Origin of the sequence: Scytonema hankhaensis NUACC26, from assembly GCF_045865695.1 — a bacterium.
In the GTDB taxonomy this organism is placed as follows: domain Bacteria; phylum Cyanobacteriota; class Cyanobacteriia; order Cyanobacteriales; family Nostocaceae; genus Scytonema.
The window spans coordinates 64,747-82,601 of sequence record NZ_BAACAP010000210.1; the positions used below are offsets into that span (position 1 = coordinate 64,747).

21 protein-coding genes are annotated in these 17,855 nt (G+C 44.4%); 15 read left to right on the top strand and 6 right to left on the bottom strand.

Features of this window, described 5'->3' with window-relative positions; genetic code table 11:
• Positions 1–56: 56 nt before the first annotated feature.
• The 5 genes from ACKTT2_RS26615 (at position 57) to ACKTT2_RS26635 (ending at position 3,464) form a co-directional block, all read left to right on the top strand.
• Entirely contained in the window at positions 57–515 is a 459-nt protein-coding gene (locus ACKTT2_RS26615) for a nuclear transport factor 2 family protein (protein ID WP_407892227.1), read from the top strand.
• 13 nt (positions 516–528) lie between these two features.
• Entirely contained in the window at positions 529–1,416 is an 888-nt protein-coding gene (locus ACKTT2_RS26620) for an NmrA family NAD(P)-binding protein (RefSeq protein ID WP_407892228.1), read from the top strand.
• 40 nt (positions 1,417–1,456) lie between these two features.
• On the top strand, positions 1,457–1,720 hold the full coding sequence (locus ACKTT2_RS26625; RefSeq protein ID WP_407892229.1) for an SDR family oxidoreductase: 264 nt from the start codon (positions 1,457–1,459) through the stop codon (positions 1,718–1,720).
• A 131-nt stretch (positions 1,721–1,851) separates the two neighbouring features.
• Entirely contained in the window at positions 1,852–2,451 is a 600-nt protein-coding gene (locus tag ACKTT2_RS26630; RefSeq protein WP_407892231.1) for a class I SAM-dependent methyltransferase, read from the top strand.
• A gap of 134 nt (positions 2,452–2,585) precedes the next feature.
• Positions 2,586–3,464 (top strand): aromatic alcohol reductase, encoded by an 879-nt coding sequence (locus tag ACKTT2_RS26635; RefSeq protein WP_407892266.1) that lies wholly within the window; start codon positions 2,586–2,588, stop codon positions 3,462–3,464.
• Positions 3,465–3,470: 6 nt separating this feature from the next.
• Here the strand turns inward: ACKTT2_RS26635 and ACKTT2_RS26640 are convergent, their stop codons facing one another.
• On the bottom strand, positions 3,471–3,686 hold the full coding sequence (locus ACKTT2_RS26640) for a hypothetical protein (RefSeq protein ID WP_407892233.1): 216 nt from the start codon (positions 3,684–3,686) through the stop codon (positions 3,471–3,473).
• Positions 3,687–3,798: 112 nt separating this feature from the next.
• Entirely contained in the window at positions 3,799–4,314 is a 516-nt protein-coding gene (locus ACKTT2_RS26645; RefSeq protein WP_407892235.1) for a RidA family protein, read from the bottom strand.
• Positions 4,315–4,724: 410 nt separating this feature from the next.
• On the opposite strand from ACKTT2_RS26645, the gene ACKTT2_RS26650 reads away from it, so the two are divergent.
• The 9 genes from ACKTT2_RS26650 to ACKTT2_RS26690 all read left to right on the top strand — a co-directional run bounded on the left by ACKTT2_RS26650 (position 4,725) and on the right by ACKTT2_RS26690 (position 14,305).
• Complete coding sequence (locus tag ACKTT2_RS26650; RefSeq protein ID WP_407892237.1) at positions 4,725–5,117, top strand: nuclear transport factor 2 family protein; 393 nt, start codon at positions 4,725–4,727, stop codon at positions 5,115–5,117.
• Between the two features lie 28 nt (positions 5,118–5,145).
• On the top strand, positions 5,146–6,831 hold the full coding sequence (locus ACKTT2_RS26655) for a GMC family oxidoreductase (RefSeq protein ID WP_407892239.1): 1,686 nt from the start codon (positions 5,146–5,148) through the stop codon (positions 6,829–6,831).
• 2 nt (positions 6,832–6,833) lie between these two features.
• Positions 6,834–6,932 (top strand): hypothetical protein, encoded by a 99-nt coding sequence (locus tag ACKTT2_RS26660; protein ID WP_407892268.1) that lies wholly within the window; start codon positions 6,834–6,836, stop codon positions 6,930–6,932.
• A 275-nt stretch (positions 6,933–7,207) separates the two neighbouring features.
• Complete coding sequence (locus tag ACKTT2_RS26665; RefSeq protein WP_407892241.1) at positions 7,208–8,752, top strand: flavin-containing monooxygenase; 1,545 nt, start codon at positions 7,208–7,210, stop codon at positions 8,750–8,752.
• Between the two features lie 170 nt (positions 8,753–8,922).
• On the top strand, positions 8,923–9,678 hold the full coding sequence (locus tag ACKTT2_RS26670; protein WP_407892242.1) for an SDR family oxidoreductase: 756 nt from the start codon (positions 8,923–8,925) through the stop codon (positions 9,676–9,678).
• A 133-nt stretch (positions 9,679–9,811) separates the two neighbouring features.
• Positions 9,812–10,720: a helix-turn-helix domain-containing protein gene (locus ACKTT2_RS26675; protein ID WP_407892244.1), complete on the top strand. Its 909-nt coding sequence runs from the start codon at positions 9,812–9,814 to the stop codon at positions 10,718–10,720.
• Positions 10,721–10,968: 248 nt separating this feature from the next.
• Positions 10,969–12,258, top strand: coding sequence for a glycosyltransferase (locus tag ACKTT2_RS26680; protein WP_407892246.1), 1,290 nt, complete (start codon positions 10,969–10,971; stop codon positions 12,256–12,258).
• A 267-nt stretch (positions 12,259–12,525) separates the two neighbouring features.
• Positions 12,526–13,128, top strand: coding sequence for an IS607 family transposase (locus tag ACKTT2_RS26685; protein WP_407892248.1), 603 nt, complete (start codon positions 12,526–12,528; stop codon positions 13,126–13,128).
• A complete protein-coding gene (locus tag ACKTT2_RS26690) occupies positions 13,031–14,305 on the top strand; it encodes an RNA-guided endonuclease InsQ/TnpB family protein (protein ID WP_407892249.1) in 1,275 nt (424 codons plus the stop codon). Before ACKTT2_RS26685 ends, ACKTT2_RS26690 begins: the two co-directional genes overlap by 98 nt.
• A gap of 94 nt (positions 14,306–14,399) precedes the next feature.
• On the opposite strand, the gene ACKTT2_RS26695 is transcribed toward ACKTT2_RS26690, so the two are convergent.
• Positions 14,400–15,128, bottom strand: a complete 729-nt coding sequence (locus ACKTT2_RS26695; RefSeq protein ID WP_407892251.1) for a WD40 repeat domain-containing protein — start codon at positions 15,126–15,128, stop codon at positions 14,400–14,402.
• A gap of 48 nt (positions 15,129–15,176) precedes the next feature.
• A complete protein-coding gene (locus tag ACKTT2_RS26700; RefSeq protein ID WP_407892252.1) occupies positions 15,177–15,893 on the bottom strand; it encodes a DsbA family protein in 717 nt (238 codons plus the stop codon).
• A gap of 39 nt (positions 15,894–15,932) precedes the next feature.
• Here ACKTT2_RS26700 and ACKTT2_RS26705 point away from each other — a divergent pair, with 39 nt between their 5' ends.
• On the top strand, positions 15,933–16,064 hold the full coding sequence (locus ACKTT2_RS26705; protein WP_407892253.1) for a hypothetical protein: 132 nt from the start codon (positions 15,933–15,935) through the stop codon (positions 16,062–16,064).
• Between the two features lie 56 nt (positions 16,065–16,120).
• Here ACKTT2_RS26705 and ACKTT2_RS26710 read toward each other — a convergent pair whose 3' ends face one another.
• Together ACKTT2_RS26710 and ACKTT2_RS26715 are read right to left on the bottom strand one after the other, a co-directional pair.
• Positions 16,121–17,005 carry an alpha/beta fold hydrolase gene (locus tag ACKTT2_RS26710; protein ID WP_407892256.1) on the bottom strand — a complete coding sequence of 295 codons (885 nt, stop codon included), beginning with the start codon at positions 17,003–17,005 and terminating at the stop codon, positions 16,121–16,123.
• Positions 17,006–17,464: 459 nt separating this feature from the next.
• The coding region (locus tag ACKTT2_RS26715; RefSeq protein WP_407892257.1) for a LuxR C-terminal-related transcriptional regulator at positions 17,465–17,855 on the bottom strand (391 nt) is incomplete at its 5' end.

Genomic DNA, 17,855 nt, shown 5'->3' on the forward strand with positions numbered 1-17,855 from the left:
GGCGTTTACCACCTTCAAAGCCTGATATTTCAAGTTGATAGAACTAGGAGAATCTAATGCAGCCATTACCAAATAGCGAGCAACAGACGATCGCTCAATTATTTACAACTTTTTTATCGCTGATGGGCAAAAACATTCAAGCCTTGATGGACTTGTATGCAGAAGATGCAGTCGTTGAATTTCCATACGCTTCTGGTACACCAAGACGATTAGAAGGCAAAAAAGTCATTTCCAACTACATCAAAGACGCGCTAACACAGATGCAGGACTTGACTTTTACGAACATTCGTGTATATCAAACAACAAACCCTAATGTTCTGTGGGCTGAGTTTCATGGGGAAGCTGTTATTGTTTCCACAGGTCGCCAATATCAACAAGATTATGTGACGCGGTTGGAAACTAAAGGAGGCAAGATCGCTTACTACTGCGAGTATTGGAACCTTATGTCCGCCATTGAGGCGTGGGGTGGCACACAAAATTTGCACCAATCTTTTAATGCAGAAGATACAGAGTAAGGAGAGGAAAAGCATGAAAATTGCGATCGCAGCCGCATCTGGTAATGTTGGACGACGCACTGCTGAGAAGGTGATTCAGGCTGGAGCCGAAACCATTCTTCTAACACGACAGCCAAAGAAGCTAGCTGATTTAGCGGCTCAAGGTGCTACGGTAAAGCCAATCGGCAGTGATGATACTCAAGGGTTAATCGAGGTAACACAGGATGCAGATGCTTTGTTTTGGTTGACTCCACCGAAACTAGATGCACCCAGCTTACGTGACTGGTACATCCAAACAGCAACAACTGGAGCTAAAGCAGTGCGTGAAAACGGCATTAAACGAGTGGTCAACATTTCTGGTCTGGGTGCAGGTGCAAAAGCAGATCTCGGTACAGTTACATTTGTTGGAACCGTTGAATTGATTTTTAACCAAACTCTCTCGAATGTGCTGCATTTGCGTCCAGGCTATTTCATGGAGAATTTTTTGGGGCAAGTTAAGTTTATTCAGCAAGACAACGCCGTATATTTTCCTTATGCCAGCGACCATGATATTCCCTGGATTAGTACAGACGACATCGGTGATGAAGCTGCAAAATATTTACTAGACGACTGTTGGGCAGGGCAATGGACTCGTAATCTGATGGGACCAGAAAATTTAACGCTTCCTGAAACCACTGCTATTCTTTCACGAATGTTGGATCGTCCCGTTGAATATGTTCAAGTGACGATAGAATCAATTCAGCAGCAACTTGCATTGACCGGAGCAACACCAAATGTTCAACAAGAGTTAGGGAATCTGTTTCGTGCTCTTGGCGATCGCGACGGCATTTATGCGACAGCGCGAACACCTGAAGCAGTTACTTCAACTACATTTGAGCAGTTTGTAACACATAAACTACTCTCAAAAATCAAATATTGCTGAATTCAGTCTCTATAACGCGAGCAAACACGCCGTCGAAGGATTGACTAAGACAGCTGCGCTAGAATATGCCAAGCTTGGGATTCGCGTGAACGCTGTTGCACCCGCCTTCATCACGACACCTATGGTAAATCGCTTCGTTGGTGCAACTAGTGAGCGACGGGATAACCTCGCTGCTCTACACCCCATCGGGCGGCTCGGTCAAGCTGAAGAGGTTGTACCCGCCGTGCTATTTCTTCTCTCCGATGCATCCTCCTTTATCACTGGCGATTCGCTGAAAGTGGATGGAGGCTGGATTGCACAGTAGGGTATATTGTAATTTATCAGGAAATATTGAAAATGAAAAACCAAGCATCAAACTTGATTTTTGACCAGGAGTTCGCTTCTTCCTATGACAGTCAATTCGCTAAATTGGCTCCGATGCGGGACGCACTTCATATGTCGATCCGCATGGTGCTTTCTGAACTTCCTAGCGACGCACGGGTTCTCTGCGTCGGTGTGGGAACTGGATTAGAATTGATTGACCTCGCCCAAAAATTTCCACAATGGAAGTTTACTGCAGTAGAGCCTGCGGCACCGATGCTAGACATCTGCCGTCAGAAAGCTGAGGAGTCTGGGATCGCATCCCGTTGCACGTTTCACGAAGGTTATCTCGATTCACTTTCCGTGTCAGACCCTTGGAATGCCGCAACGTGCCTTTTGGTTTCACATTTCTTTATGCAGCAGGAAGAACGGCGCAACTTTTTTCGTCAAATTGCCGCACTTCTTCTCCCTGATGGATATTTAGTAAGTGCTGATTTAGCTTCCGATATGTCTAGCTCGGCTTACCAAAGCCTTTTAGAAGTTTGGCTGCGGATGCTTCAATACTCTGAAGTGCCTGCTGGGAAAATCGAAAAGATTACCGACACTTACGGGCAGACTGTTGCCATACTACCACCCCAGGAAGTTGAGTCAATCATTGTATCAAGCGGATTTAATCCGCCTGTATTGTTTTTCCAGACCCTTCTCATTCATGCCTGGTATGCCAAGCGAACATAGCACCAGTGACCAGTGACCAGTGACCAGTGTTCTCATTCATGCCTGGTATTCCAAGCGAACATAACCAATACTCTAAGGTTCAGATCGTGTCATATAACACTTCTATTCTTGTCTTAGGAGCCGGTGAACTCGGGATGTCCGTTCTTCGCAACTTAGCCAAGCTCACCACTCTGTCTTCTGGGACTACCCTCACGGTTCTCCTGCGTCCTTCCACCATCGCTTCTCACGACCCAAGCAAACAACGGGACATTGCCGAACTCCATTCTCTCGGCGTCAAATTCATCTTTACCGATCTCGTAGCCGACTCCATCACTGACCTTGCCGTTCTTTTCAGGCATTTCCACACCGTAATTGGCTGCACTGGCTTTGTGGCTGGAAGTGGCATCCAACGAAAGCTCGCCCGCGCCGTTCTTGATGCCGGCGTGAAACGCTATGTCCCTTGGCAATTCGGCGTTGACTACGATGTCATCGGTAGAGGTAGCGCACAAGACTTGTTCGATGAGCAGCTCGACGTGCGCGACCTCCTGCGATCGCAAGACCGCACGGAATGGGTCATTGTTTCGACGGGTATGTTCACCAGTTTCCTATTTGAGCCTTCCTTCGGCGTGGTTGACCTAGCGAAAAATACTGTATATGCGCTAGGGAGTTGGGACACTACCGTTACAGTCACAACCCCTGAAGATATCGGCGCTCTGACAGCGGAAATCCTCTTTGCCGAACCACGAATCGTCAACCGCGTCGTGTATACGGCTGGCGATACGATCGCTTACGCACGATTGGCGAACATCGTGGACTCTGTTTTGGGTCGGAAGGTGCAACGGGTAGAATGGAGCGTACTTAAGTTAAAAGACAAACTAGCAAAAGACCCTGACAACCCCATTAGGAAGTACAGAGTGGTATTTGCAGAGGGTAAAGGAGTTTCGTGGGAGGTGGACAAGACGTTCAATGCCCAACGAGGCATCAAAGTCTTGGGAGTCGAACAGTGGGCGCGGGAGAATCTTCGCTACCGTTAGATCTGATTAGGTAGGTTCTTCTGAAACTTTAACGAGTAGTTTTCCCTTCTTGTTGCCGTTGAACAGTTTTAGGACGGCTAATGGTGCATTTTCTAAGCCCTCGACAATCTCAATGGCATATTTAATTTTACCTTGGTCGAGCCATTGTCCAATATCCCTTATAGCTTCAGACCATCCAGGATGAGCTGCTAAGCGAAACTGTCTATTTATTCGTGTTTTCATTGGCTTGTCATTCTACTGTGTTTCTTCATACATTTGATTATTTCCTCCGATCGTTCTTAAACACGAAGAACGGAAATCAATTGGTCACTTAAGTGCTGCTGTTGCCTCAATCTCAACCAATGTTTCTGGGGAGGGAGGCAAGTGAGGAAACACCGATGCCAGTGACAGTGGGGGGCGATTCTGCCAGAAATTGCGCGAGAATTGGTGCTATATTTTCAATGAATTCTCCAAGTTCACCACGAACATAGATGCGAAGGCTAAGCAAATTCTCTACGGAGCTTCCCGATGCATCTAGGACGACGGTTAGGTTAGTTAGCACGTTCTTTAGTTGCCCCTCGACAGTATGGCATGAGACTTGATGGTTCACGTCCCAGTCAACTTGACCAGAAATGTAAACGGTAGCCGATGCGGTATCGATAACAGCATGGGACATTCCGTGTGGTCTTCCATCATAGAGTTGTGGCGGATTAATAAGTTGCTTTCTCATTGTGTCTAAGTCCTTGTGTAGGAAAGCATAACAACGATCGGCATGGATATGCGTAAGGAGAATTGTGTCGATCTCATCTAGTGCATAGCTTGCTGCCTTCAACGACACTTGCAGCTTGCCACCTAGCTTTGATCCGAACAATTGTCTTGCCCTAGTATCCACCTGAAGTTGCTAACTATGTTCTATCTATCCCAAGTGTAATGAGGTGCAACGCGATACTTCTTTGGTGATTCTTACAATGATTTATCAGATTCTTATGGTGAAGAGCGTAAAATAACATAACTCCGGATCTCATTTGGGAGAAAAACCGTCCCACCACCAATATTCAAACCTGTGAATTGAGTTGGGGCAACCAAGAAGTAACTAGCGTATCAACAGTTTAAGCAACTCACAGGAATGACACCCAAACAAGTTCGCTAACCCCATAAGAATCTGATAAATCATTGTATAAATCTGAAAGAAATCAAGTATTGGAACTCATTATACTTCAGATAGCTAGAACACTACACAAGTAGAAACCAAGAAGCTTCTAAACTAATGGAGATTAACTCATGGAGATGAATGCTACTCTTGCTCGAAGCGATCCCTCGGTTCTAATCAAAATGGAAACTGCAATCAATGCTCATGACATTGATACATTCGTAAACTGCTTTGTCAATGACTTCGTGAGCGAACAGCCGGTACATCCGGAGCGAAACTTCACTGGCGTAGAACAGGTGCGAAAAAACTGGACTGACTTGTTTGCTCAAGTTCCTGACCTCTGCGTGGAATTAGTTGCCCATACAATCGCTGGTGACATTGGTTGGTCGGAGTGGCTTTGGCAAGGAAAACATACAAACGGTACAGAACTTAATATGCGAGGTGTTATCGTTGTCGGACTAAGAGAAAACACGATCGCATGGGCGCGGTTGTATATGGAGCCAGTTCAGAGCCTGCCAAAGTAGCACTTTATTTACACAAGGAGTATATTCAATGTCAACAGTACAGAACTACGATTACATTGTTGTTGGTGCAGGTTCAGCAGGCTGTGTTGTTGCCAATCGTCTCACAGAAGACCCCGAAACAACTGTGTTGTTGCTTGAAGCGGGCAATCGAGATACAAAACCAGAGATTCAAATTCCAGCAGACTGCTTAAAACTACTTGACTCCGAAGTGGACTGGGGCTATTTCTCTGAACCAGAACCCTACTTGAACGATCGCATAATCTTTTGTCCTCGCGGCAAAGTCTTAGGGGGTAGCAGTTCGATTAATTTCATGCTCTATGTTCGAGGCAATCCTTTCGATTATGACCACTGGCAGGCATTGGGCAATCCTGGTTGGAGTTACCAAGATGTCCTGCCCTACTTCAAAAAATCAGAGCACTCCTCACGCGGTGCCGATGCCTACCATGGTGTCGATGGAGAGTTAAGCGTGACCGACTCGATCGCTCCTACCACGATTTCCCAAAGATTTGTAGACGTATGTGTAGCACTGGGATATGACCGCAATCCTGATTTTAACGGAAAGCAACAGAAAGGGGCGGGATTCTATCAAATGACGATTAAGGATGGGAAACGGCACAGTACTGCTGCTGCATTTCTTACACCGATTCTGGATCGCTCAAACCTTACAGTGCAAACAGATGCATTAGTAACTCGATTGTTGTTTATAGGAACTCGCGTCATTGGAGTGGAGTACTTATATGAAGGAACACTACACCAGATCGGGGTCAATCGGGAAGTGATTTTAAGTGCAGGTGCATTCGATTCACCAAAGGTGCTAATGCTTTCCGGCATTGGAGATGCAGAATACCTGCAAGCAATGGGGATTTCTGTCGTAGCCGATTTACCAGGTGTGGGACAAAACCTGCAAGACCATATTCTCCTTCCCGTAGTCTACCAGGCAACTCAGGAGTTGTACCTCGCCACCACCAATAGTGGTATTGGTGAAGCTGGAATGTTTGTGCATAGCGAGGGGAAAGTGGATGTTGCGCCAGATTTGCAGCTTTTCTTTTGTCCCCTTCCCTGGTTGCCTCCAGGCTATTCCCTAGTTGATTCGGCATTTACGGGCGTCGTTAGTTTGACCCATCCCCAGAACAGTGGGAGTGTTACTTTACGACCTGCTAAAGGCAGCGCTTCGCGAACGCGAAGCGTGGGCTCTGCCCAATCGCTTGACCCCAGAGACCCCCCGATTATTCGTCTGAACTATTTGCAAAGTCAATCCGATGTGCAAAAGCTAGTGACAGGGATTCAAATACTTCGCAGCTTATTTCATTCAAGTTCCTTTGATGAGTTTCGAGGTGAGGAAGTTGCCCCAGGTCCAAAGGTTCAGAGCGATCGATCCCTCGAAGCTTACATTCGAGAAGTTTGCAATACAGTGTATCATCCAATCGGTACTTGCAAAATGGGAACCGATCCAATGGCAGTTGTAGACCCCGAACTCCGAGTGCATGGAGTGGAAGGATTGCGTGTTGTCGATGCCTCCATCATGCCAACAATTGTTACGGGAAACACGAACGCGCCTACCATCATGATTGGTGAGAAAGCAGCCGATTTAATTAAGGCAAGCCCTACCCGACAAACCACTCGCAGCGATTTTGACATACAAAATCCAGCCCACTCACTCGCTCGGGATTTCTGGGACGAATCGAATGGAGCAAATGGGCATAAAAAATTATAAAGATCGCGGACATTGCCTTACAAGTAAGTTTCTCCAGCCAAACCCATCTGACACAACAGTTTAAGCGCCTCATTAAAATGATATCATATCCGGTAACATAACCATGCGGAAAAGCTTCCTAACTTCTTAGCGCCTTTGCGCCTTTGCGTGAGTTTTATTCAGAGTACACAAGCGGACATGATATAACACCAAAGCAGGTTCGCCCTTCACCATAAGAATCTGATAAACTGCCATAAGAATCTGAAAGAAGTCAAGTCTTGGAACTCACTACACTTCATATAGACCAAACAAAATTGGCAAGAGTTGAATCCTTACCAACTACCTAACGATTGGGATAAATAACAATGACGATTCCTTGTGAACTATTAATAAAGCTATGTTAAGTATGGTCTCTCAAAAAAACAAACGAATAGCAGTTATCGGCGCTGGTATCTCAGGAATTGCAGCAGCAAACGTACTTAAAAAGAAAGGATATGAGGCTGTTGTTTTTGAGAAATCTACAGAGATTGGTGGTGTATGGGCAGTAGCATATCCAGAAGTTCGCCTTCAGAACATTAGTTCTCAATATCATTTATCCGACTTTCCTTGGCCTTTCACACCAGATTTAAATCCCACACAAATCCAAATCCAACAATATTTGGATGCAGCAGTCCATCATTTTCAGATTGATGTTCGTCTCAAACATGAAGTTCTTGCACTCGAAGAACTTGAGAATGGTTGGCGGGTAAGATTTCAAAACGAAGAGGGTCGTCATGAAGATATATTTGACTATGTTGTAGTTGCCACAGGTCAATATACGCAGAGAAAACATCGCCCCACATTTCCAGGAGAGGCGGAGTTTGCTGGTGAAGTAGTTACAGAACGAGAAATCGAATCTCTCAACATTTTCAATGATAAGCGCGTTGTTGTTGTCGGATTTGGCAAAAGTGCGCTCGACATGACTGTACTAGCAGCGCAGCGAGGTCAGCGGGTATACCACGTCTTTCGTATACCCAGATGGCTCTTGCCACAAAAGATTTTGGGTCTCGACTATACTTACGCTTTATTCAATCGTATCAATTCTATTATGATTCCAAGTTGGGCGTATCCAACTAGGGCAGAGCAATTCCTCCATAGCCGTCTGAAGTTTTTGGTTTCCGGTTATTGGAACCTGATTGAGTTCATTTTGTGGTTACAAATTCAACAAATCAGTTTGGGTAAAGACCAAGCAGCAGCTTGTCGATTAAAAGCCGTACAGCCAAAGCACAAGTTAGTGTCTGACTTAAGATCGGCTACTGCAGTAGCACCAGATCCTTACTATCGATTCGTAGCTGAAGGTCGGATACAACCCCATCAAGCAGAATTGTTCGGTTTTTCTAAAGAAGCGATCGAGTTAGAGCAAGGGAAGGAAATTCAGTGCGATCTCGTTATCTTATCGTTAGGTTCGCAAGCTCCAGTGTTTCCTTTTTTACCAGAAAAGTATCGACATCTGCTGGAAGCTCACAAAGATGGGGTGCAACTGTACCGACACTTAATCCACCCAAGGGTTCCCAATCTTGGTTTTGTCGGTTTCAATCATGGTTTTTTACACGTACCCGCCGTCGAAATTGGGACACTCTGGCTTTGCGCTTATCTAGAAGGAGCGCTTGAATTGCCCTCAGTCGAACAGATGGAGCAAGATATCGAACAAATCCGCCAATGGAAGAACGAACATATCCAATTTGAACCTACACGCGGTTCTGGGGTGAACGTCCGTTACCAACAATACATCGACATCTTGCTTCGGGATTTAGAGGTTTCGAGATACAGAAAAATGCCCAATATTTTTGCGGAAATTTTTGATAGATACAATTGCTCTGACTACAAGAATGTACTGGAAGAATATAACCGTAACAGAACAAGCCGGACAACTCCTTTGCGTCCGCTTGCAGTTTCGACTTGATATTCTCCACTTTGGCGATAAGCGAAGCTTATCACAGACATTGCATTACAAACTAGCTCAACGCTGATGGAGCGATCGCAATCTGTACCAAAACAAGGAACTGAAACGCAAACAACTCTACTAGTCAAATGCGTTCAATAACCTCAACTGAAACGAATAGGAGAAACAGAATGATACTTCAAGGTAAAGTGACTTTAGTCACTGGAGGCACAGTGGGAATTGGCAGAGCAACTGCCATCGCCTTTGGGGAAGCTGGGGCGAAAGTGGTGTTCTCAGGCAGACGCGATGCAGAAGGAGAAGTAACCGCCAAACTGGTTCGCGAAACGGGTGCTGAATGCTTATATGTCCATTCAGATGTAAGCAATGAAGCAGATGTCAAAGCACTCGTTCACAAGACGATCGAGACCTATGGACGACTCGATTGCGCTTTCAATAATGCAGGCATCGAAACACCTGTAAAACCCCTGCACGAACACTCGACTGAGGACTTTGACAAACTCATGGCAATTAACGCACGGGGACTGTTTTTGTGCATGAAATATGAAATTGAGCAAATGCTGTCTCAAGGAGCTGGAGCGATCGTTAATAATTCCTCAACACAAGGTTTGTTTGCGTTTCCAGGGAACTCTCTTTACAACGCGAGTAAACATGCCGTTATGGGACTAACGCGAGCCGCCGCACTGGACTATGCCAAGCAGGGTATTCGGATCAATGCGGTGAATCCTGGAAGCATTGCGACTGAACTGCTCGAGCGCGCCTTTAAACAATTAGGGATCGCGGCGGATGATGTAAAATCTTTGCTTCCAATGGGGCGCATCGGGCAGGTAGAAGAAGTCGCTCAAGCGGTTGTTTTTCTCTGCTCTGATGCTGCTAGCTATATCACTGGACAACCCTTAGTTATCGATGGCGGATTCACAGTGAGTTGATCGAGATTTGAATATTTCAGAACAAATCTCAAAGAGTGTGGAGCACATCCATGCATATTTATCGAATAGTACTACCAATAATATAGTGATGACATAGCAATATACTTCCCTAACCATGAGATACGCCCCGCAGATGCAAAATGCAAATTCTGAGTTTGTTCTTCTGACACCGATCGAACTCAGCCAACGGTTGAATAGAACTCCGTTGTTATCCAGTCGTCAGATGGGCTGGAATGGCATTTTGGTTGAGCAGGAGCAATATTTTTCAACTCCAGGCAAAGAAGAAAAAGAACTTCCCGCCCTGTCAGATCATTGGCTTATCTTACCTCTGGGACACCCCGTTTATGTGAGCCAGAAGTCAGACGATCGCTTGCATGAATCAATCTTTCAGGAGGGTGATAGTCTCTTGGTTCCTGCTGGACGACCAAGTTATTGGTGTTGTCCGGGAAGTGGGTCATTCCAGACACAACTATCTATTCACTTACAGCCAGAGTTGGTCGAAAAAGTTGCCCAAGCGTCTGAGATGGTTACAGAGCGGCTCAATCTCATGAACCATTTCTGCAAGCAGGACTTGAATCTTCAGCATATTGCAATGCTGCTTTTAGCTGAGTTACGATCGCATGGTATGATGGGAAGATTATATGTCGAATCCTTGACCCAAGCGTTAGTCATTCATTTGCTGCGACACTATTCTGAGGTTGTACAAATCATAACATCACAGAATAGAAACTTAACTCGTACCCAGTTGCTGCAAGCGATCGATTATATTCACGCTCACCTTGACCAAGATTTATCACTCGTGCAAATTGCAGAAGTCATTAATATTAGCCCTACTTATTTTGCTAGTTTATTCAAACGCGCTACAGGAATTTCTCCGCACCAGTACGTGATTCAACAGCGAGTGGAACGGGCGAAAGTGATGCTATTGAAAACAGATTTATCGATTGCAGAGATTGCTTTACAAGTAGGTTTTTCTAGCCAAAGTCATCTGACGCAACAGTTTAAGCGATTTACCGGAATGACTCCAAAGCAGGTTCGCTAACACCATTAAGAATTATAATAGATGATACCAAGGGAGGTTCGCTCTTCACCATAAGAATCTGACAAATCGTTGTAAGAATCACCAAAGAAATTAAGTATGAGAATTCGTTATACTTCAGATGGTAAAGCAAGCAATTGTGTCGCAGAAATTTTGCGAAGCACTAATGGCAGTGTTGTAACATCTGTACTTCAACCACATTAAATAGTAATTTTAGAATTTTTTGTAACATAACTTTATAAGGATTTACAATGAAGGTATTAATTGCATCATCGGCTGTTCCAAGCCATTTGAGTCCACTGCTAGCAGTCGCCAACATTCTCATGAAACACAATCATGAAGTAGCCTTACAGACAGCACCTGAGTTAAGGTCGATAGTAGAAGCTAGAGGAATACCGTTTATTCCGGAGATTCCGGAGACTAATAGTTTTAACGATTTGATGGCTCTCCTAGAACATCCGGAGAGGCAGGCGAAGAATCCAGACTTGGAGATGGCAGCCTTCGACCTCGAATATTATTTTGCGAAAAAGATCGGCGGGCAGGCAGCAGGACTAAAGCAGGCTCTGCAAGACTTTCCGGCAGATGTCATTCTAACAGATTCGACTTTCTTGGGTACGCTGCCCATGCTTCTGGGAGCACGCGAGGAACGTCCTCCAATTATACATCTGGGTATTACGTTGTTAAATCTGTTCGGTGTGAAGAACAGTCCACCACGACCGAGTATGTCGGAGAAAGAACAACTTGCAAAGCGTGAGAGACGAGAGTGTGTGTATTTGAAGCCCACTCAAGCTGTAGTAAATAAAGAACTAGCCGAGCTTGGCTGCAATCCAATACCATATCCTCCTCTAGAGAGTATGTCGGTACTGCCCGATCTTTACCTACAACCAGGAATCAAAAGTTTTCAGTATTCGGAGGATTCGTCTTTTTCATCGCGTATACATTTTATCGGTCTTCTACCTATGCCACCAGGGCAGTATGCGCTACCAACATGGTGGCACGAACTCGATAAGACAAAGCGTATAGTCCTTGTGACTCAAGGAACGATCGCAAACCGAGATCTTGGGCAACTCATCAGTCCAACGTTGACTGGACTCGCCAAAGAAGAGGACGCGATCGTTGTGGCAACCACCGGAGGACAACCGATAGAGTCAATTCTGACTGAGATTCCGGCAAATGCATATGTCACGTCGTTTTTACCATACGAATTGATTATGCCAAGTGTAGATCTGCTGATTACGAACGGAGGATATGGTACAGTTAATCTTGCACTCGCCCATGAGATTCCGATAGTCTCGGCAGGGATGACGGAGGATAAGGAGGAGGTATCGGCGCACGTGCAGTGGGCTGGTGTCGGCATCGACCTGAGAACTAATCAGGTAACAGCAGAGAGCTTACGTGCAGCAGCGAGAGAGGTTCTCGACAATCCTATGTATAGCAAGCGGGCAAAGGAGCTTGCACTGGAGTTTGCAAGCCACAACACGGAGATGGAGGTACTAAGTTCGATCGAAGCGTGCGTTATTGAGCGATCGACTGCGCGATGAAATACGCTCGCGCTAGCGAAATTTGGATTGAATTGGTATATGATGATGTACAGTAAGCAGAAATTGTTGTCATTGTCAATCGAGGGTGATGTTCTATACCAGAGCGCTCGATTTCCATCAAATCTCCATCGTGGAAAAACTGCTACTTGTACCTCTACAATCTAAGCTACCGTAGTGACTAGAAGCCAAAATACATACTAATTTATAGAATTTTCCGGAATTATCTTCAGAATGTGGTATGACTAAATAAGTGATACCACAGCAAATATGACAAGATATGTTACACCGCGAGAAGCGATGCAAATCCTCCAAGTCTCAGAAAAAACCCTTAGAGACTGGGACAAAGCCGGAAGAATCAGTACAATTAGAACTCCTGCTGGGCATAGAAGATACGACATCGACAGCGTTCTTGACCCAAAAAATACAAAGCAACGAAAAACCGTTCTCTATTGTAGAGTTAGCTCCCACAAACAAAGAGATGACCTCAACAGACAAGCAGACTACCTGCAATCTCTCTTCCCAAGTGGAGTTGTCATCAAAGAAATTGGTTCGGGACTCAACTACAAGCGGAAAGGTCTACAAACCCTTTTGGGGCAAATTCTGTCTGGAGATGTCGAACAGGTTGTATGCAGCTATAAAGATAGATTGGCAAGATTTGGAATCGAAATCATTGACTATATCTGTAATCAAAACAATACAAAACTCGTGGTTCTCAACCGCATTGATTTGTCTCCAGAAAGAGAAGAGGTCGAAGACATCTTGGCAATTATTCATGTCTTCAGTTCCAAACTCTATGGACTCAGGAAATACAAACAGAAAATCAAAGAAGATCCAGATTTACCCGGAAACCAATCTCAAAATAGTTTATAGAAAATGGCTGGCTGCTTGTCGCTGGTGCTATAACCAAGCTATTGCTTACCAAAGAGATTGTTTTGTAAATGGAGAAAAACAACCTACTAAATTTCAGTTACGAGAAACTCTTTTAAAATCTTGTCCTGATTGGATATCAGAATGCCCATATTCACCAAGAGAAGAATCGGTTTTTGATGCTAAAGTAGCTTTCTCAAAAACTAAAGACAAGGCGAATCCTAGATTTAGATCGTGTAGAGACCCTGTAAAAAGTTTCCGAATTGGTGCTAAATATTGGGGCGCTTTTTATTTTGGTAAAGGTAAAGACAAGCGAATTGCGGGTTTTACTCATTACGCAAGCAGCAAGGCGTTTATAAACGGTAAAAGCATTGCTATAAAAAGCTTGCAGATAAATCCCTCAGAGCCTTTGTGTGAGGAAATACCATCAGAATTTACTATCTTGCTTGATAAAGGTAAGCGGTTTATCTGTTTTGCAATTCCACTCTTAATTAAAGCCAACAGCTTAAATAACTGCATTGGTTTAGATCCTGGGGTTAGAACTTTTTTAACGGGGTTTGACGGTGGACAATTACTAGAAATAGGCAACGGCTCTATTTCTAAAATAGCTGTTTTGTGTCAAAGATTGGACAAGCTGCAATCTCAAATTACCAAAGCTAAAGGTAGTATTAACAAAAGGTTGAGGTGGAAACTAAGAAGACAGTCAGAGGTGTTAAGAACTAGGATTAGAAACCTTACTAACGAGATTCATAACAAAGCTTCAGTCTTCTTAACCAAAAACTATAAACACATTTTCTTGCCAACTTTTGAAACATCTCAAATGGTTGTTAAGAAGAAACGTAAGCTAACCTCTAAAACAGCTAGAAATATGCTTACGTGGTCGCACTATAGGTTTAAACAAACTCTCAAGTTTCACGCCTTAAAACGGAATTGCGTTGTGCATGATGTAACAGAAGAATACACAAGCAAAACCTGCTCAAAGTGCGGACACGTTCATGAAAAGTTAGGAGGGAACAAAAAATTTGTTTGTCCTAATTGTAATCATGAAATACTAAGAGATTGGAATGGTGCAATTAATATTTTCATCAAATCAATTAATGATTTGGTAAATGCCTTGACTACGGTTGAGGCTGGGGAGGATACACCCCAATACACAGTAGAATTTGGTACTAGTTACTAGATTTTACCGGGTTAAATGGTATCCGTGCTTCTGTCTGCATATCCTTAGACCAAAAGCTAGGAAGAGCCAAAATTACTTGACATCTATAGGAGCATCAATGCCACCAATTCTCACCTGAAATTGGGCAATCGCCCTTCAGCGTTTGGAAACACTCCCCTGTCTGAACATCCCAAAGCTTAGTCGTGCTGTCCTGGCTACTGGTTGCTAGAATGCGTCCATCTGGGCTAAAACAAACTGAATAGATCCAACTTGAGTGTCCCTGCAAGATGTTGAGGCACTGACCGCTCTGCACATCCCATACTCGTACTGAAAAATTAGAACTACTGTTGGCTAGCGTCTTACCATCGGGGCTGAAACAAACTGAAGCTATCCAATGGGTTGTCACTGTATTTTCATCGATTCCGCTAATCCCTGAATTCCACTTTTGCCACAGATTAATCTGCTGAGATTCTGAGGCTTCAGATCGAGAGGTAGGTCGGATGTAATCATTCTTGCTCACCTCCAATCCAAAGGACTGAAACATTGCTTGCAGTGAATATCGGTCTACAGGTTCTAAGCGCCCCAACACTTTGGAGATGGTTCGCAAGGATAATTCTGTCCGTTCGCTTAATTCTTCCAACGTAAAGCGATCGCCAGCATTCTCTTCGAACTCCACCTGTAATTTTGCAGTTTGGAGTTTGTTCCATCCATGCAGTGTCAGGATCACTCCCCGTTCGCGGCTGCGAGACGTGACTTGAGTTTGATAGTTCCGTTTTACAGAGCCCGGTTTTGGCTGGTGGGATACGGGGGATTTCAATAGTATTGTCAGTGCGGCATTCATCATTTATTCTCCCTCCTTTGGGCAGTCATGATTTGTTACAAGTCTTGGTGACTATGAAAAATTCCCTGATTCAACAATTGCAGCCAGTAGTGGCTCAATTTTTAAAGCATTGCGATATCGAGTACCATTGATGAATAAAGCTGGAGCGTGGATCGCTCCGCTGCGTATTCCACTTTCGATATCTTGATTAATGCGATCGAGATACGTTCTTCTTGCGATATCCCGCAGAAATTGAGGAACGTTAAGTCCTAAACGATCTGCGTACTCAGCAAGGTAGCCATTTCCTAACTCTTGTTGATGCTCCAGTAAGATTTCGTACATCTGCCAAAACTGACCTTGTGCCCCTGCTGCTTCTGTCGCTAATGCTGCCTTTTGAGCTTGAGGATGGATTTGAGGTTGAGGAAAATGCCGGAATACAAAGCATAGAGAATCTCTTCCATATAAGGTCGCCTCAAGCTGGCGTTGAATTGCCTTAATTGAGGTATAAAGTTCACCACATTGAGGACATTGATAATCCCCATACTCAACAAGCACAACGCGGGCATTCAACGATCCTTGCCGATGGTCTTGCTCAGAAGGGGGTACAACTAATTGATTGCGACTGCCAGGTGCGTCATTAGGAATAACATCGCTCATTCTAAGAGACTGTTTGTAAACAAGAGTAAAGAGAGTACGGATAGAATAATGTAGAGTAGAAAAGAACAAAGAACCGTTCTTAAGCCAGTAGCAACGATCTACCCCAGCGACCTCAGCGACCAAGAATGGCATTTTAGACGCGATTTTCTATCGTGCCGATAACGGCATCAAATGGCGGGTAAGTGTCGAGATTACGATGCATTACCAGAAAATTATGAAGGGATGGTTTATGTGGTGATGATTCGATTGATGCTTAGACGATTATGCTACAATCGTCGAACTTGCAAGGCGAAGAATGCTTAAACAACGTTTACAAACAGTCTCTGACACCTCTAGTGAGTCTGTAGCGTTTCGTTTTGTTAGTCAAGCAGACCTTTATGACGATCGAGAAAGTTTTTGATGTCTGTTGCAATTTCCTGAGCATGAGTTTCAAGTGCAAAGTGACCGGTGTTGTAGAAACAGACTTCGGCATTGGGATTGTCGTGCTTGAAAGCCTCAGCACCCGATGGTAGAAAGAATGAATCGTTCTTGCCCCAGACAGTGAGGGTAGGAGGTCGGTGAGTACGGAAGTATTCCTGAAACTTTGGGTAAAGCGCAATATTGTTCTGATAATCCAGAAATAGATCGAGCTGAATTTCGTTATTACCAGGTCGGTCTAGAAGCGCCCGATCGAGTGTATAAGACTCAGGCGCAATTAGGCTTATGTTATCAACTCCATGCACATATTGAAACTTTATCATGTCGTTTTGAAGGATGCTGCGGAGTGCTGAACGATTTTCTGGGGTAGGGTTTTGCCAGTAACGCTGAATTGGGTTCCAGCCTTCGCTGAGTCCTTCTTCATAGGCATTGCCATTCTGCGAGATTAGAGCAGTAATTCGTTCGGGATGTGCGATCGCCAGTCGAAAGCCGATTGGCGCGCCATAGTCAAAGACATAAATGGCATATCTACTCAATCCTACAACTTGCGTAAAACGTTCGATCGTCTCAGCCAACCGATCAAAAGTATATTCAAATTGCTCTCGCTTTGGAGCATCTGAGAAACCGAAGCCTGGTAAATCTGGTGCAATTAAATGATATCGATCGGCCAGCAGTGGAATTAAATTGCGGTACATATGAGAAGAGGTTGGAAAACCGTGTAGCAACAGTATTGTTGGGTTATCTTTTGCTCCCGCCTCACGGTAGAAAATATTCAGTCCATCGACTTCGACAGTATGGTACATTGCTAATCCACTTACTTTGTTCATGACATCTTCTTTCCCTAGAGTTGTTGTAAGGCGTTGCTGAAAGGCAGTATGAATCAAACGCAGTTTCGAGCATACAGCACCTATTTCATACCCAGAATCAGCAACGCCTGTTGCAGAGACATAAGTCTGGCTTAGGTGTTGAGATAGAACTTTAGCGAATATAAAAATTCTGCTCTAAACCTTTGAGGAAAAGAGATTTATCGTGTGAGAAGCACTTTGAAATCTCTTCCCTTCAACTCTGCAATCGTTTGTATGAGTTTAATGTATGAGATTCGCTTAGGATTGTCGTCAATTCAAAGTCTGTATTTTAAGCAGCGAAATGATTGAGAGTTAATCAATTTGAGGGGGTAGGATGAATCAAACTTAGGTTTGATTGCCTGCCCTCATAGACTAAAATCTCTCGCTGCAAACGGATGACTGGCTACGATCGTTAACCCAGGTAGCAGTACCATCTTGCTTTCACAAGCTAGCAATTCCGCGTTTCAGTGCTATAATAGCTGCTTGAGTGCGATCTTTGACATCGAGCTTGCTCAAAATTCGGTTGATATGAGTCTTCACCGTACTTTCACTAATCGTTAGCGCAACGCTAATTTCCTGATTGCTCATTCCCTGTCCGACTAACCGGAGAACTTCTAGCTCACGATCGCTCAATTCTGGTTTGGTCATCCGCTGTACTAGCTTGGCAGCCACGTTAAGGGGAATATACTGTTGCCCCCTGTTCACGGTACGAATTGCTGTCAATAGTTCCTCTGGCTCAGAGTCCTTCAGTAAATACCCCTTTGCCCCGGCTCGCAATCCTCGATAAATCTCTTCATCAGTATCATACGTGGTCAGCACAATAATCCGGGCG

Excerpts from the sequence above, each read along its gene's own strand:
- ACKTT2_RS26615 (WP_407892227.1), top strand. The coding sequence starts at position 57 with ATGCAGCCATTACCAAATAGCGAGCAACAGACGATCGCTCAATTATTT.
- ACKTT2_RS26620 (WP_407892228.1), top strand. The coding sequence starts at position 529 with ATGAAAATTGCGATCGCAGCCGCATCTGGTAATGTTGGACGACGCACT.
- ACKTT2_RS26630 (WP_407892231.1), top strand. The coding sequence starts at position 1,852 with ATGTCGATCCGCATGGTGCTTTCTGAACTTCCTAGCGACGCACGGGTT.
- ACKTT2_RS26635 (WP_407892266.1), top strand. The coding sequence starts at position 2,586 with ATGTCCGTTCTTCGCAACTTAGCCAAGCTCACCACTCTGTCTTCTGGG.
- ACKTT2_RS26640 (WP_407892233.1), bottom strand. The coding sequence starts at position 3,686 with ATGAAAACACGAATAAATAGACAGTTTCGCTTAGCAGCTCATCCTGGA.
- ACKTT2_RS26650 (WP_407892237.1), top strand. The coding sequence starts at position 4,725 with ATGGAGATGAATGCTACTCTTGCTCGAAGCGATCCCTCGGTTCTAATC.
- ACKTT2_RS26655 (WP_407892239.1), top strand. The coding sequence starts at position 5,146 with ATGTCAACAGTACAGAACTACGATTACATTGTTGTTGGTGCAGGTTCA.
- ACKTT2_RS26665 (WP_407892241.1), top strand. The coding sequence starts at position 7,208 with ATGTTAAGTATGGTCTCTCAAAAAAACAAACGAATAGCAGTTATCGGC.
- ACKTT2_RS26670 (WP_407892242.1), top strand. The coding sequence starts at position 8,923 with ATGATACTTCAAGGTAAAGTGACTTTAGTCACTGGAGGCACAGTGGGA.
- ACKTT2_RS26675 (WP_407892244.1), top strand. The coding sequence starts at position 9,812 with ATGCAAAATGCAAATTCTGAGTTTGTTCTTCTGACACCGATCGAACTC.
- ACKTT2_RS26680 (WP_407892246.1), top strand. The coding sequence starts at position 10,969 with ATGAAGGTATTAATTGCATCATCGGCTGTTCCAAGCCATTTGAGTCCA.
- ACKTT2_RS26685 (WP_407892248.1), top strand. The coding sequence starts at position 12,526 with ATGACAAGATATGTTACACCGCGAGAAGCGATGCAAATCCTCCAAGTC.
- ACKTT2_RS26690 (WP_407892249.1), top strand. The coding sequence starts at position 13,031 with ATGTCTTCAGTTCCAAACTCTATGGACTCAGGAAATACAAACAGAAAA.
- ACKTT2_RS26695 (WP_407892251.1), bottom strand. The coding sequence starts at position 15,128 with ATGATGAATGCCGCACTGACAATACTATTGAAATCCCCCGTATCCCAC.
- ACKTT2_RS26700 (WP_407892252.1), bottom strand. The coding sequence starts at position 15,893 with ATGCCATTCTTGGTCGCTGAGGTCGCTGGGGTAGATCGTTGCTACTGG.
- ACKTT2_RS26705 (WP_407892253.1), top strand. The coding sequence starts at position 15,933 with ATGGCGGGTAAGTGTCGAGATTACGATGCATTACCAGAAAATTATGAA.
- ACKTT2_RS26710 (WP_407892256.1), bottom strand. The coding sequence starts at position 17,005 with ATGAACAAAGTAAGTGGATTAGCAATGTACCATACTGTCGAAGTCGAT.